At 61.4% G+C, this 14,937-nt stretch carries 10 protein-coding genes and 1 pseudogene; 5 read left to right on the top strand and 6 right to left on the bottom strand.

All coding sequences use genetic code 11. From position 1 onward, the window contains the following. The first annotated feature begins 396 nt into the window (after positions 1-396). Together FBY12_RS25875 and FBY12_RS25870 are read left to right on the top strand one after the other, a co-directional pair. The gene (locus tag FBY12_RS25875) at positions 397-636 is read left to right on the top strand and encodes a type II toxin-antitoxin system RelB/DinJ family antitoxin (RefSeq protein ID WP_054616768.1); all 240 of its coding nucleotides are present in this window, start codon (positions 397-399) and stop codon (positions 634-636) included. Then, positions 626-929, top strand: a pseudogene (locus tag FBY12_RS25870) (type II toxin-antitoxin system RelE/ParE family toxin). Before FBY12_RS25875 ends, FBY12_RS25870 begins: the two are co-directional and overlap by 11 nt. Before the next feature lie 37 nt (positions 930-966). Here FBY12_RS25870 and FBY12_RS25865 read toward each other — a convergent pair. Genes FBY12_RS25865 through FBY12_RS25840 form a run of 6 tightly spaced genes read right to left on the bottom strand, consistent with a single transcriptional unit; the run spans position 967 to position 11,165 of the window. Continuing rightward, positions 967-1,776: a YfaP family protein gene (locus FBY12_RS25865; RefSeq protein ID WP_145257119.1), complete on the bottom strand. Its 810-nt coding sequence runs from the start codon at positions 1,774-1,776 to the stop codon at positions 967-969. A 3-nt stretch (positions 1,777-1,779) separates the two neighbouring features. Continuing rightward, positions 1,780-3,399 carry a DUF2300 domain-containing protein gene (locus FBY12_RS25860; protein ID WP_145257115.1) on the bottom strand — a complete coding sequence of 540 codons (1,620 nt, stop codon included), beginning with the start codon at positions 3,397-3,399 and terminating at the stop codon, positions 1,780-1,782. Between the two features lies 1 nt (position 3,400). After that, complete coding sequence (locus FBY12_RS25855) at positions 3,401-7,966, bottom strand: alpha-2-macroglobulin (protein WP_145257112.1); 4,566 nt, start codon at positions 7,964-7,966, stop codon at positions 3,401-3,403. Next, a complete protein-coding gene (locus FBY12_RS25850; protein ID WP_371927565.1) occupies positions 7,963-8,628 on the bottom strand; it encodes a DUF1175 domain-containing protein in 666 nt (221 codons plus the stop codon). The genes FBY12_RS25855 and FBY12_RS25850 overlap by 4 nt, the downstream gene beginning before the upstream one ends. Continuing rightward, positions 8,598-10,322, bottom strand: coding sequence for a DUF2138 domain-containing protein (locus tag FBY12_RS25845; protein ID WP_145257106.1), 1,725 nt, complete (start codon positions 10,320-10,322; stop codon positions 8,598-8,600). The genes FBY12_RS25850 and FBY12_RS25845 overlap by 31 nt, the downstream gene beginning before the upstream one ends. Positions 10,323-10,373: 51 nt before the next feature. After that, positions 10,374-11,165, bottom strand: a complete 792-nt coding sequence (locus tag FBY12_RS25840; protein WP_145257103.1) for a YfaP family protein — start codon at positions 11,163-11,165, stop codon at positions 10,374-10,376. A gap of 581 nt (positions 11,166-11,746) precedes the next feature. On the opposite strand from FBY12_RS25840, the gene FBY12_RS25835 reads away from it, so the two are divergent. From FBY12_RS25835 to dxs, 3 genes are all read left to right on the top strand, one after another. Then, positions 11,747-11,989: an exodeoxyribonuclease VII small subunit gene (locus FBY12_RS25835; RefSeq protein WP_056743654.1), complete on the top strand. Its 243-nt coding sequence runs from the start codon at positions 11,747-11,749 to the stop codon at positions 11,987-11,989. Then, a complete protein-coding gene (gene ispA, locus FBY12_RS25830; protein WP_121732677.1) occupies positions 11,986-12,873 on the top strand; it encodes a (2E,6E)-farnesyl diphosphate synthase in 888 nt (295 codons plus the stop codon). The genes FBY12_RS25835 and ispA overlap by 4 nt, the downstream gene beginning before the upstream one ends. Positions 12,874-12,964: 91 nt before the next feature. Next, positions 12,965-14,863 (top strand): 1-deoxy-D-xylulose-5-phosphate synthase, encoded by a 1,899-nt coding sequence (gene dxs, locus FBY12_RS25825; RefSeq protein WP_121732678.1) that lies wholly within the window; start codon positions 12,965-12,967, stop codon positions 14,861-14,863. The last annotated feature ends 74 nt before the right edge of the window (positions 14,864-14,937 follow it).

Genomic DNA, 14,937 nt, shown 5'->3' with positions numbered 1-14,937 from the left:
CTTACGACTGCTACGCAGCCGGACGCAGCCTTCGGCAGCTGCTACACATCAGCGCAATCGCTCTACCCGGCACTTCCCACTGGGAATCCGCTAAAAAAATCAGTATGCTGCGCCCCACATTTGCGCTCACCCCGCCCCGCGGCGCTGAGCGCACCGACCCGGCAGATGATTTTCTCGCCGAGTCCCACAGCCGGACGCAAGATCCGGGTGTACGTTTTGAAGGCTGGCGCGGTTTACCAAAAATAAACCAAGCCAGTCCCCGAGAAGCCGGCCACAAGCCGGCTTTTTAATGTCTGGAAGAAAGCCTGCCTGTCATCTGAAACCACTGAATGAGGGGTTGTCGGACCAGGAACTCATTGCTACCGTAACGACAAACGTCATTACAGGTATTTCACTATGGCTTCCATCAACATCCGCATCGACGATGATCTGAAGCAGCGTTCATTTGCCGAGCTGGAAAAGCTTGGGGTAACACCCTCCGAACTACTGCGCCAAACTCTTCAATACGTCGCCGAACGCGGAAAACTGCCTTTCAAAGCAGCATTACTCAGCGAAGAGGATGAAGCCCTCATCGCAGTGGTCACCGAACGCCTGGCCGCCCCTCAGCGAGTCAAGGTAAGCCTGGATGACCTATAGCCTCGAATTTGATCGTCGCGCGTTGAAAGAATGGAACAAATTGGGCGACACGTTGCGCCAACAGTTCAAGAGGAAACTTGCTGAAGTACTCGAAAACCCCTCGCATTGAAGCCAATCGGCTTCGCCAACTACCCGACTGCTACAAACTCAAATTGCGTAGCGCCGGATATCGACTGATCTATCAGGTTTTGGATCAGGAGGTCGTAGTCTTTGTGGTTGCGATCGGAAAGCGTGAACGAGAAGCCGCTTACCAAGATGCGCAGGACCGAATCGGTCAGCAGCCTGCTGACTAATTTGAATCAGTCGCAGCACCGCTGCGACATTCCTCTTTCACGGATAACTAAACCCCTTAACCAACGTCAACTCCCCCACCGCCCGCATCGGCACCAAAAAAGTCTCCATCTTCTCGTTCGGCGTCCCTTCTTCAGTAATCACCGTCACCTGCGCAGTCGTCAGCGCTTGCACTGCGTCTTCCTGCCCTTCTTCATCATTCCTGTACCCGCCACCAAAATAATTCACGTACACCAAATACTGGCCTTTGAGCGGTGCCGGCATGGCGAAGATTTCCGGGCCGTAGCCGGTGGTGACGTCGACGTCCAGTGCGGCGCCGTTGGGGGCGGATCGATCGCCGTACCAGATGTGTGCGCCGTCCGGGGTGATCAGGTGCAGGTCGAGGTCGGTGCCGTCGCTGTCCCAAGCCAGCAATACGCGCAATTTGGCTGGGGTGGCGCCGCCGCTGGTGTTGAGGAATTGGGTGCGATGGCGCTGCTGGCCGTCCGGGCTGCGGACTTCGACGCTGTTGCTGCCGTTCGGAAAGGAGAACGGGCGATCAAAACCGCCAGCCTCATCAATCTTCAGCGGCATGCTCACGCCGTTGACGATCAATCGGCCCGGCTCGCTGGATTTCGGCGTGGCGTTGATCTGGCCGCTGATGCGCGCGGTGTTGGCTTGGCCGACCGGGGTGTTCACCGAGGAGGCCGGATAGTTGACCGGCTGACGGAAGTTTTCACCTTCGCCTTCAGCGGCGCCGGTGCGCCAGCCGCCGACCGGGGTGTCGAGGGTGACGGCGGCGGCGAAGGTCGTCGGCAGTACGGCGCAAGTACAGAGGAACAGGAGGACCTGTGGATAACGGAGTTTCATGGCCTATTCCAGCAAGAGGTGGCGGGCGAGCCCTTCGATGTAGTTTTCATCCTGGCCGTTGGGGTGTGCTTCGAAGGCCAGGTGCAGGTATTCGTGGGTCAGGTCGAGGCGGTCTTGCAGCGACAGCACGCCGCGCACGTAGATGCGCTGGCGTTCGCGGTCGACATAGGGGCGGCCGAAGGCGAGGCGGCAAACGGCAAAACTGCTGATTTCGTTGTAGCCGACCTCGCCCTCCAACCGCGCACGCCAGCCGCGCCGCTGTTTCTGCAGCCAGTCTTGCGCGGCGGGCAATGCTTCGCAGGAGGCCACGGGATTGTCCCAGCGGCTGAGGCTGGCGCGCGGGTAGGCGTGCAGCAGAATGGCGTCGTAGCGTTGACCGGCGTTGGCTTGTTCGACGGCTTGCTGCCAAGACAGTTTGTCCGGGCCGGGCTGGTCGGAGTGATAGGTGACCGTGCTGCCGGCCAGAACCAGGTCGCTGGTCCATGCGGCGATGTTGCGCGATTGCGTGGTGGCCGGGCGTGGCGCGACGCGTTGGCGGCTGCTGCTGTCGTCGATGCTCAGGCAGTCGCCGTTGCGCGTGGCGTTTTGCAAAAGGTAGGTTCTGATCGCGACGGCCAGTGCTTTGGCGGCTTCGACAGGTTCGGACTTGGCCTCTCGCTGCAAAACACGGGCGACGTATTCCTCGCGATCCAAGCGGGCGACAAGCTTGTGATCGAGCAGAAACAGTTCGCCCGCGCTGTGGATATCCAGCTGATTACCGTTAGCGAATTCAACGCGGTAATCACCCGACAAGGGGCCTGAAGCAACAACCTGCTCCCCCGCCAATACCCGGCCAATCGGATAACGCGAAAACAGCCCAACCTCGACGCAACGCCCGGCATCAGCAGGCAATGCAACCGGCAACACCGCCGCCAGCGCTTCGCCGTAATGGCGCAGGACCATTTGACTGGTGCCGCGACCACCGGCCCAGATCGGTGTGCCATCCGCCAGCCAACCGGCAAAACCACCTTGGCGCGACGCCGGGTCCTGATCGCCCAGCCAGCTCCAGGTTTTCACCCGCAGGCGGCCGCCGAGTTCACCGACGACATTGCCGTCCGCCGCGCTCAACACCACGTCCAGCAACACGCGCCGCGCTTGATCCTGCGCCGGCATCAGCGCCAGCACTTGCAACAATTCAGCCACGGAAACCCGCGTCGCCGGCTGCAACGACGGCAAGCTGAGCAACCACTCCGGCGCCTGGCGCGACTGCCAATACGTGCGCCAATCCGCAGCATTAATGCCCAACCGCGCGGGCTCAAAGTACAAACCACAGGATTTGACCAACGCCTGATCACGCGCAATTTTGCCGCCAGCCGTGCAGCAATAGACTTCTTCCTTCGACTGGCCGCGACATGCATAAGCGGGTTCATCAGCGCCGGTATCGACCAGCCACGCGTAGACAAACAGCTTCCACAGACTGCCCAGCGGCGTTTGCAGATCCGCTGGCAGCGGTTCCCGCGAGAGCAATTGCGTGCGGTTCAGCGACAGCAGTTCACCGTTGAAGCCCAGTCGCAAGGGTTCGTCCTGCGCTGTCGCCAGCGCAGGGAGCAAACACAGGAGCAACCAGACCAGCCGCCGGGTCATGTCAGTTGACCGTGATCTGGCCGAGCGCCGGTTTCTGTTCCTGGGCCTGATGCTGTGGCGCGTAGACCTGGGTGAAACGCACTGGCGGCAGGTTGAACTGGCCTTTTTGCGAGAAACGCACCAAGTGCCGCACGCGCAATTCGCCGCTCAGCGCGTCCACCGGAATCGCATACGCCAACTGGCCCGGCTCGAAGCGCGCCTTCTCCAGCGCCGTCGGTTGGGTGCCGGCCTTGCCCGACAGTTTGATGCCCCACGTGGTGCGCTCGACATCGGCGCCCGGTGGCAGCGGCACTTCGATCATGCCGTAGCGCAGCGGTTTCGCGGCTTTGCTGGTGATGATCACTTCGTCGAGGTACAGGCTGTCGCTGGACAACGGCTTAGTGCCGACCGCTTCAAGTTTGAACTCGAACGCTTCGTCACCCGGCACCAGACGCGACAGGCGTCGGGTGATGGTCACGGCCATCGGATCAACCGGCGGTTGCTGACTCTGGAAGCTCAACGCCGCGCGCAATGGACGTTCCTGCGTCCCAGCCAGCGACAACACGGTTGGCACTGGCGTAGCGCCCTGCCATGTCCAATACATCTCGCCGGTCGCGCCGTAGTTTTTCTTCCAGCCTTCGCCCGGTGCCAGGGCAATGGTCGGCGACGCCTGCTCGATGCTGCGTTGCAACCAGCTCAGGGCCAAGGCGCGTTCGAGGGTCGATTGCTGCGGCAACAGACGCTGCAACAACTGCTGCGCTTGCACTTGATCGAACGGTTGCAGCGACAGGTTAAGGGCCTCGGCGAACGGCTGCGAACTCAGGGCCAGACGCTGTTGCGCATCAGCGACTTGACGGCTGAATGCGTCAGGCATCGTCACTTTCGACTGCTTCGCCAACGAAGCGGTCAACGCCCGCGCCGCCGCCAGACCGAGCGCAGAATCCGGATCGCTCATCACCAGGCTGTCTTGACCATCGTCCATCAGGTTGGCGCCGTTGCCGTCACCAGCCTTCGCCAGATCCTCCATCAAACCGCTGAGCAGCGTGTTCACCGGCAATTGCATTTGTTTGGCGAACGACAGTATCAGCGCCCGTTGCAGCAACGGCGTGTTCGGCGCTTGCTTGGCGTACACCTCCAACACCCGCTGCCAATGCTCCGGCGGCAAGCTCAGTTCCAGGGCTTTGCTGGCGTACCAGTCGGCGTAATAGGCGTAAGCGGTGAGGAACGCGTCCGGCTCGCCGTCCTGGCCCCACCAAGTGAAACTCGCCGATGGCCCGGCCATTTGCACCAGACGCAGACGGCTGTTTTGCATGATCAGGCGCAAGCGATCGCGGATCTGCGGGTTGCTCGACAACGCCGGATAGGCGATGCCCAGCGGCAACAAACGACTGGCCGTCTGTTCGACGCCGCCATACGGATAGCTGAGCAAATCATCCAGCGCCGAGCGGAACAGCGCTTGCGGACTGTCATCCAGACGCAGGCGAATGTCGGTAGCGTCGGCCGGCAAGGTCAGCGGCGTATCACCGCTGGCCACGTCCAGACTTTGGCTCTGCGTCACCTGCCAGCCTTCACCGGTGGCGGTCAGGCGCACGGCCAGCGCATCCGCGGTTTTGCCGTCCTGCAGCAGCTCTGCGGACCAGTCGCCGGAGGCCAGCGCAAACGCCGGCAGCGCGATGTAGTTGATGCCGTTGTTGAGGTTTACCGGAACCCGTTGTTCGGTGCCGGCGTAATGAATCACCAGCTCGGCTTTGACCGGTTTTTCCGCCTGACTGAAGGCGAATACACCCAGTGCCGGTTTGTCGCCATTGCGGAATTTGCTCGGGCCGCTCCACTTCAGGTACAGCGGTTTTTCCGAACGGACGAATTGCTTTTTCTGCCCGACCTGGCCGTCATCGGCGATGGCGCGGGCGGTGATGCGCCAGCGGGTCAGCGAGTCCGGCATCTTGAAGGTGAAACGGGTTTTGCCGTTGGCATCGGTGATCAATTCCGGCTGCCATGCGGCGGTGTCGACGTCTTCACGACGCGGCCGCTCCAGCACTTTCACCCCGCGCTCGCTGCGGTTGGCTTTGCCCGGCGCCCCGGGGCTGCCCGGCAATGCGACGTCGTAGCTGATGAACGACAGGCTGGCGCTGGTGCGCACGTTATTGCGGCGCGGGTGGTAGAAGAATTGGTCGATGGTCGGCGCGACTTCCGGTTGCAGCGCATAGACCATTTCGTCGACGACGCTGACCGTCAGGTGCGCCGGAATCGGCTTGCCGGCGAACTGCGTTGTCAGGTCAACCGAAACCGTATCGCCCGGCTGATAAGCCTCTTTATCGGTGGCGATCGCCACGTCTATTTGCGGTGCAATCACCTTGATGCCGGCGTTCTGGAAGCTGTATTGACCGCCCTTGGTGTACAGGACCGAGAACGTCAGGTTCGGTGCAAAATTGTCCTTCACCGCAATGCGCGCGCGGTATTGGGTTTCGCTGAGTTTTTCCATCTTCAGCCAGTCGCCGCCCTTGGACAGCAGCGCCGTGGCCTCGACTTTGTCGCGCTCCAGCGACAACAGCGCATCGCTGATCGGCTCGGGGAACGTGATCAAGGCGAGCGCCTCGTCGCCAGCCTTGTACTCGGCTTTGTCGAAGACAATTTCGACGGTGCCCGGCACGGCTTTGACGCCGTCGCCGGTGACCGAATGCCCGGTCGCGCCGATCACGCGGCCGTGTTCATCCTTCAACGTCAGGTTGTAGGTGCCCGGCCGCTCGAACGCGAGGCTGAAGCCTTTGTCCTTGGCCGCGAGTTTGCCTTCGCCAGTGCTCTGGTCTTCCAGACGCACCCAGCTGTAGCTGCTCGGCGTGACCGCTTTGGTTTGCTCGCTGCCGCCCTCGTTGGCGTATTTGAACGCAACCTTGTCGCCCACCGCGCTGAACCGTTGCGGCGCGCGCAGGCTGAAGTTGGCGGCGCCACGGTCGATGAGGATTTCCTTGGTGGTCTTGACCCGATACGCCGCGCCATCGCTGGCGAACACGCTGAGCATGTAGCGGCTCGGTTTGTCGGTGGCCGGCAGGTCGAGGGTCGCGCTGCCCTTGGCGTCGGTAGTGAGTTCGGTGCTGGTCAGCTCGATCGGGAATTGCCCGAGGTATTGCAGCTCGTTATCGACCATCGACAGTTGCTGGGCGCGCAGGCTCAGGGTCAATTTGGCCCCGACCACTGGCTTGCCGTCCGGGTACAGCAGCACCAGATTGCCCTTCACCGGTTCGCCGGTGCGGTAATCCTGCTTGGCCAGATTCAGCGAAATCTCGAAGTGCGGCTTGATGTATTCAGCCACGCGGAAGGCACTGCTGTAGGCCTGATCCTTGTAGCTGAAACGCAATTCGTAACCACCCGCCACCGCGTTATCCGGCAACTGGAAACGCCCTTGCGTGCCGGATTTGGAATCAAGTTTCAGCGCCAACGTTTGCAGGGCGGTGCCGGTGGCATCAAGGACGGTGACGTTGACGTCGGCAGCGCTCGGCGCCACCGAATCGCGGGCGTTCTTGAACTCGCGACCGACGATTTTCAGCGACACCCAATCGCCCGGACGGTACAGCGGCCGGTCGGTGAATGCGTAGAGTTTGGTGTCGTAGATTTCGCTGTCGTAATAGAAGTTTTCCGAGACAAACACCCCGCCCTCTTCGTCTTCACCGATCACGAACGAACGCTCCGGGCTGACGTGTTTGAGACGCAGCAAACCATCGGTGTCAGTCGCGCCGCTGCTCATCACACCCAGGCCGTCGGTCCACAGCACATTGACCTTCGGCACCGAACTGCCTTCGTGTTTGCGCGCGGCCCACACCAGCAGTTCATCGCCGGCAATTTTGCTCACGGCGACGGTGTTGGACACGAAGACCATGGTGGTCGCGCGGTACTTGCCGATCAGCGCTTCGACCAGGTACAGGCCCGGCTTCAGATGACCCAACGGAATGTAGACGTTGCCCGGCGAGACGCTGACGAATTCGCTGGAAGAACCGTCCAGATTGACTCCGGTCGGCGGCTGGATCGGTTTGGCCTCCCACAGCGGATAACGGAATTGGCTGACCACCGGCAGGCCCGGAATCAGCGCGAATTGCGGCTGAGCGTCGTAGGGCGTTGGCGCGGCAATCGCGTTGCCCATCTTCAGTTCGGGCACCTCCTCGGTGACTTGTTTACGCGACTCGTAGGAAAACGCCCGTTGCATCACGCGACGGGACTTGCGGTACCAGTTGTCCCACAGGTACGCGAGGGTGTTCGACAGCCCTTCGCCCTTGAACTGGCCGTCGCTGACCACGCGATGCAGGTTCTTCTGACGCTTGAGGAAATCCAGCGGTTTGTCGATGCGATACACGCGAATATCGGCGCCGCCATAAGGCTCCATGCGGAAGCGGCGATAATCGCGACCCGGTGCTTCGAGGCGCACCATCGCTTGTTCGTCGGCGGCGAAACTGCTGTCCGCCAACAGGAAAAAACTTTCACCGGAGACCGGCGTATAGCCGCTCGGCTCGACGGTGTCTTCGGCATTCACCGCCGAAAACGGCAGCGCTAAAACCAACAGCAGAGGCAGTAAACGCAACATGCGGGCACCGATCATTGGGAGAGAAAGTTCAGTCGATAGACGCCGATGAAGTTGGGGTTGGCTGCGTCGGGTATCCATCGGGTGTCCTTCCATGTCATGAGTTGCTGCAGGCTCGCGGATCGCATGCCGTTGTCAGTGGGGGTAATGGTGCCGGTGTGATAGGCGATGAAGCGACCCATCCAGATCATCAGGTGCTGGTCGTCGCCCTGATCGAAAAACATCAGGTCGCCGGGCCGGGCCTGGGCCACGTCGCGGCCCACCAGATGGCTGTTGAACTGGATCAGTTTGATCGCGTTGACGTAGGGCCCGACTTTGCCGCCGCCCTGCTGCCATTGCTGGGCGAGGCTGCGTTGCGCGTCGCTCAGTTGCAGCTCCGGCGGCAGGTAGCGATTGGACAGACCATTGCTGCGCAGCCATTTGTCGTCATGCACTTTCAGCGCTTCGTTGGCGGCAAAGCGCACCAGTCCCGCGCAATCCTGCTGGAACCAGCGCGGGCTCGGGCCTTGGGTCAGTTGCTCTTGGGCAATGCGCACAAACCAGGCGCGGAACACCTGCGATTGCTGCACATCCAGCGGCGGCGCCTCAGTGGCAAACGCGCGACTGCCGAGCAACATCGCCAGCAGCCCGAGGCCTCGGATAAGGGTGGTCACAGGGCTTTCCACTCCAGCGGCAACCATTGCCAATGGCCGTCCGGCTCGCTGCCTTCGGGAAGGGTCAGGGCGTACTTGCCGTAACCGCCGAGCTTGCGCAGCTTCGGCATCAGGTAAGTTTGCGCGGCGTTGTAGAACACCGGCTCCATGTCCTGCGGCAGGCTGTCGAGGGTTTCCTGTTGCATCAGTTGCGCCATCGAGTCCGGACCGAAATACACCGGCATCAGCAGGTCTTTCGGCACCACGTCGGCCATCGGCGGGAAGCGTTTGTCGAGTGTGCCGAGCGCCTTGTCGACCAGTTTGTCGTCGAGGGAAAACAGCAGCGTCGAACCGTGACGGGCGAGGCTGACTTTCATGAAAGCCTTGCCGGTGATCGCGTCCGGGTTCTCGGCGTCCTTGGCTTTGTACGGGCCGAAATTGGAGCTGACCTGACGCAGCCACTGGCGCGTTTCACCTTGCTGTTTCTCGACCACCGGGAACGCGTGCTCCTCGACGTTGCCTTCGTAGGCGCCGACCATCGAACCGAACAGCTTGCCCAGGTCGCCATCAAGTTTTGCAATGTCGTTGTCGTTGAGGCTGGCCACCAGCAACGGCGTGTACAGCCGCGAATCGGCGTACCAGCACAGGCCCGCAGCGCCGGCCATGTGTTCGGTCAGGGCCTGCGCTACTTGTTCTTCGGCGCCGAGTTTTATCAGCAGCGGTTTCTGTTGTTCGGCGGCGAGCGGCAAGGCTACGCAGGCGCTGGCGCCCATCGGCATGGCTTGCCAGATCGGTTTGAAATCGAAGTCCGGCTGGTTCTCCAGTTCGTCCATCGCCAAAAAGCTGTGCCAGCCTTTGTCGTCCATGTCGAAACGCAGACCGGCGAAATTCGGGATGAAGCGCTGATACCCCATGGCCAGCACGCTGGAATTCACCGACAAACGTTGTTTCACTTCCGGCGCACGCGGCGGCAGACCGAAGGCTTCGGGGAACAGTTTGTCGCCGTTGAGCAGCGCGGCGATGGACTTGGTGGACACCGCGCCCGACTCTTCAGAAACACCACTCTCGGCGTCATAGAGTTTGGCCGGGTTCGACAGCACCACCAATTTGTCGCCATGCGAGGCGAACAGCAGCGCACGGCTGGCGTTGTAGGTCAGTTGATAAAGCGCCACGTCATCGGCGCCGACTTTCACCGTGCCGACCTGGGTCAGTTGCGTGTCATCCAGCGCAACCTTGGCCAGCGGCTCCAGGACTTTCGCCAGACCACCGCGATCCATCACCAGCAAAAAGTCTTTCAGGCGACCATCCGCCCCACGCCACAGCGCTACGTCTGCCGGTTGATCGAAGAGTTGCTCGATCAGGCTGTCCTGCAGCTTCAAGTCATGTTCGTAAATGATCCGCCGCAAGCTGCCGATCAAACCGAGGCGATCGGCGTGCGCTTCGTAATAGAAGACGAAATCTTCGGTGAGGGTTTCCTTGAGGAACGGCACCGCCAGCAGGTCTTTGGGCAATTGGCTCAGGGAATGGGTTTCGAGCAGACCGTCCGGGCGGCTCATACCCAGTTTGTCACTGGCCAGTTCCACCGGCGGCGCTTTGGGTTTTTGCATGAACCAGCCCAACCCCGCCGCCACCCCGGCGACCAGGCACAGCCCGACCAGCACGGCTGGCCAGCGCCGGGAAGGTTTGCCGGCAGGCGTTTCGGCGGCCGGGGCAACTGCTGGTGAAGTAGTGTTATCGCTCATGTTCACGCTCATGTTCCCAAAGCTCAGCAATTCATCCGTGGAGCGGGATGCTTAATAGTTGAAAGTCTTGACCAGCAACAGATCACCGATGGCCCGCAGGGGCACGATGAATGTTTCGCGTTTTTCGTCGACGGTGTTTTCGTTGAGCACCAGGTTGATCTGCGAGGTAATCACCTCGTTCTGGTTGCTGGCCTCGTCAAAGTTATAGCCGCCGTTGCCGAAGTTGCCCCAATAGTTCACGTAAACCAGATAGGTGCCATGCATCGGCGCGGTCATGGTGAACATTTCGGGGCCGGGGCCATCGACGCCATCGGGGTCGAGGCCGCCGCCATTGCTCATCGCCGGGCGCGCCCAGAACGCGTGCTGACCGTCGGGCGTAACGATGTGCAAGTCGAGTTCGGCTTTCGGATCGTCCCAACCCAGCACCACGCGAATCCGCGCCGGGGTGCGCAGATTGTTGGCTTCGTAGAATTGAACGCGTTTGAGTGATTTGCCTTCGGCGCTGCGCACTTCGACGCTGTTGGAACCGGCGCCGAACGCATACGGCCGGGCGAAACGGCCGGCGTCATCGGTGTAGAGATTCAAGGGATTGCCGTTGACCGCCAGGGTGTGCGGCCCGCGCTGGGTGCCGATGGCCTTGAGCTGGCCTTCGATCATCGTGCGGTTGCGCTGCACGCCGCGATCGATCGGCGGTGTCGGGTAGGCCACCTGCGGGTTTTCACTGCGATCGAGCAAGCCGTTGAAACGCCAGCCGCCCACCGGCTCCGACAGCTCAGCCGTTGGCTCGGCCCAAGCCGCGTTGGCCCAGACCGTGATCATCAGCAGTGAAAGAAACCCACGCATGCAACGCCTCCTGCCATGCACAACGAAACCCTGCGCCCGATCCTCGGCGCGTCACAGATAGCAAAACTGTGTTTCGTCAAAATGACCCGTGACGATCGGGTCGTAGAAGCCGCGAAGATTAGCCATTCGGCAGTTTTTTAACAATCGGATCCGTCGTTAATTGCCGTAGGAATCACGGCACCTGACGGACGTGAGCCGAATAGCCGGATTATTCGGCTCACTAAATGAGCCGAATAGGCGAAATAACCACCTATTTCTGTGGCGAGCGAGCTTGCTCGCGTTCGGCTGCGCAGCAGTCGCGAATTGCCGATTGCGCTGATTCAGATAGAACTCGGTGGAGGGTTTGGGGCCGCTGCGCGACCCAGCGCGAGCAAGCTCGCTCGCCACAGGGGATTTGCATGGTATGGCTGGCTTCATTCCCACAGGTGATCTGTGTGGCATGGCTGGCTTCATTCCCAGAGCGGATCGCTTTCAGGTTGTTTCAGTCCTGGTCACCCGTTCAAACGCCCGCGCTCATTTGCCCATAACCCCCATGTCTGCTAGTGTCGCGCCGGTTTAACGTCAACCGGAAATAGCCGCCCATGGCCCGCAAAAAAGCTGCACTGGATTTCGAACAATCCCTCGCTGACCTGCAAACGCTGGTCGAGCGGCTGGAGAATGGCGAGTTGTCGCTGGAAGATTCGCTGACGGCTTTCGAGCAAGGCATCGGTCTGACCCGCGATTGCCAGGCAGCGCTGGCGCAGGCCGAGCAAAAAGTCCAAGTGCTGCTCGAGCGTGATGGCGAGCTGGCCGAGGAACCCTTCGAAGCGGATCAGCCAGAATGATCGCAGCGTATTCGGCGACCAGCCAGGCTCGCGTCAACGCCGCGCTGGAAACCCTGTTCACCCCGCCGAGCGCTGAACTCGCGCGCCTCTATGAAGCCATGCGTTACAGCGTGATGAATGGCGGCAAACGCGTGCGTCCGCTGCTGGCTTACGCGGCGTGCGAAGCGCTTGGCGGCAAGGCTGAACAGGCCAACGGCGCGGCGTGTGCGGTGGAGTTGATCCACGCATATTCGCTGGTGCACGACGACTTGCCGGCGATGGACGACGACGATTTGCGTCGCGGCCAGCCGACTACGCACAAGAAATTCGATGAAGCCTGCGCCATTCTCGCCGGTGACGGTTTGCAGAGCCTGGCGTTCAGCGCCCTGCTCGACCCGCGCCTGAGCGCCCCGGATGCGCAAACTTCGCTGCACATGGTCAGCGCTCTGGCGTTGGCGGCCGGCCCGGCGGGCATGGTCGGCGGGCAAGCCATCGACCTCGGTTCGGTCGGTTTGAAGCTCGATCAGAAAGCCCTCGAATACATGCACCGGCACAAGACCGGCGCGCTGATTGAGGTCAGCGTCAAGCTCGGCGCGCTGGCCAGTGGCCGCGCCGAGAAGGACGAACTGAAGTCGTTGCAGACTTACGCACAGGCGATCGGCCTGGCGTTTCAGGTGCAGGACGACATTCTCGACGTCGAAAGCGATACCGAAACCCTCGGCAAACGCCAGGGCGCCGATATTGCCCGGGACAAGCCGACATACCCGGCATTGCTCGGTCTCGACGCGGCCAAGGCTTATGCCCTGGAACTGCGCGATCAGGCCCTGCATGCGCTGCGACCGTTTGACGCGGCTGCCGAGCCTTTGCGCGATCTGGCGCGTTATATCGTCGAGCGCCGCAGCTGACAGCGCATCCGCCAAAAAAACGCAACGCGTGGGCAGGGGCCGATGCATCAGGTAAACTGCCGCCTCTTCTATACCTATAACGATTCGCCTGATGCCCACGACGTTTCATGAGATTCCCCGCACGCGCCCGACCACGCCCTTGCTCGACCGCGCGAATACGCCGGACGGCCTGCGCCGGTTAGGCGAAGCCGAGCTGGAAACCCTGGCCGATGAATTGCGCCTGGAATTGCTCTACACGGTCGGCCAGACCGGTGGGCATTTCGGTGCTGGCCTGGGCGTCATCGAGCTGACCATCGCGCTGCATTACGTCTTCGACACCCCGGACGACCGGCTGGTGTGGGACGTTGGTCATCAGGCGTATCCGCACAAAATCCTCACTGGCCGTCGCGAGCGCATGGCCACGCTGCGCCAGAAGGACGGCGTCGCCGCTTTCCCGCGGCGCTCCGAGAGCGAGTACGACACCTTTGGCGTCGGCCACTCCAGCACCTCGATCAGCGCTGCGCTGGGCATGGCCATCGCCGCCCGCCTGCAAAACAGTGATCGCAAAGCCATCGCGGTGATCGGCGACGGCGCGTTGACCGCTGGCATGGCGTTCGAAGCACTGAACCACGCGCCGGAAGTCAACGCCAACATGTTGGTGATCCTCAACGACAACGACATGTCGATCTCGCGCAACGTCGGTGGCCTGTCGAATTATCTTGCAAAGATTCTCTCCAGCCGCACTTACGCGAGCATGCGAGAGGGCAGCAAAAAAGTCCTGTCGCGCCTGCCCGGCGCCTGGGAAATTGCCCGGCGTACCGAAGAATACGCCAAGGGTATGCTGGTCCCCGGCACGCTGTTCGAAGAGCTTGGCTGGAACTACATCGGCCCGATCGACGGCCACGACCTGCCGACGCTGATCGCCACGTTGCGCAACATGCGCGACCTCAAAGGCCCGCAATTCCTGCACATCGTCACCAAGAAAGGCAAAGGCTTCGCCCCGGCGGAAGTCGACCCGATCGGTTATCACGCGATCACCAAACTGGAACCCGTGGACGCCCCGCCCGCCTCGCCGAAAAAGGCCAGCGGGCCGAAGTATTCCGGGGTGTTTGGAGAATGGCTGTGCGACATGGCCGAAGCTGATCCGCGCCTGGTCGGGGTCACTCCGGCGATGAAGGAAGGCTCGGATCTGGTGGCGTTCAGCGAGCGTTTCCCGCTGCGCTATTTCGACGTGGCGATAGCCGAGCAACACGCAGTAACGTTCGCGGCCGGCATGGCGTGCGAAGGCGCGAAACCGGTGGTGGCGATTTATTCGACATTCCTCCAGCGCGGCTACGACCAATTGGTGCACGACGTGGCGGTGCAAAACCTCGACGTGTTGTTCGCCATCGACCGCGCAGGTTTAGTGGGCGAAGACGGCCCGACGCACGCCGGCAGTTTTGACCTGTCGTACCTGCGCTGCATCCCCGGCATGCTGGTAATGACCCCGAGCGATGAAAACGAATTACGCAAAATGCTCACCACCGGTCACCTGTACAACGGCCCGGCGGCGGTGCGTTACCCGCGCGGCAACGGCCCGAATGCGGTGATCGAGAAAGACCTGCAACCGATTGAAATCGGCAAAGGTGTGGTGCGCCGCCAAGGCAAAAATGTCGCCCTGCTGGTGTTCGGCGTGCAATTGACCGAAGCGCTGAAAGTCGCGGAAACGCTGGATGCGACCGTGGTCGACATGCGTTTCGTCAAACCGCTGGACGAAGCACTGGTCCGCGAAATCGCCGGCAGTCACACGTTGCTGGTGACCGTCGAGGAGAACGCGATCATGGGCGGCGCCGGTGGCGCAGTCAGCGAGTTCCTGGCGCGGGAAAACATCCTCAAGTCGATGCTGCACCTCGGCTTGCCGGACACCTACGTCGAACACGCCAAACCTGCGCAAATGCTCGCCGAGTGCGGGTTGGATGAAGCCGGGATCGAAGCGTCGGTGCGTGAGCGTTTACAACTGCTTGCCAAGTAATTCCCCCGCCCCTGTAGGAGCGAGGCTTGCCCGCGAAGGCGTTTTAACAGGCAACCTAGATGTTGGATGTTATG

The organism is Pseudomonas sp. SJZ131 (assembly GCF_007828705.1).
Taxonomy (GTDB): domain Bacteria; phylum Pseudomonadota; class Gammaproteobacteria; order Pseudomonadales; family Pseudomonadaceae; genus Aquipseudomonas; species Aquipseudomonas prosekii.
The sequence above is the reverse complement of the archived record's forward strand: the minus strand, read 5'-3'. Positions and strand labels throughout refer to the sequence as shown.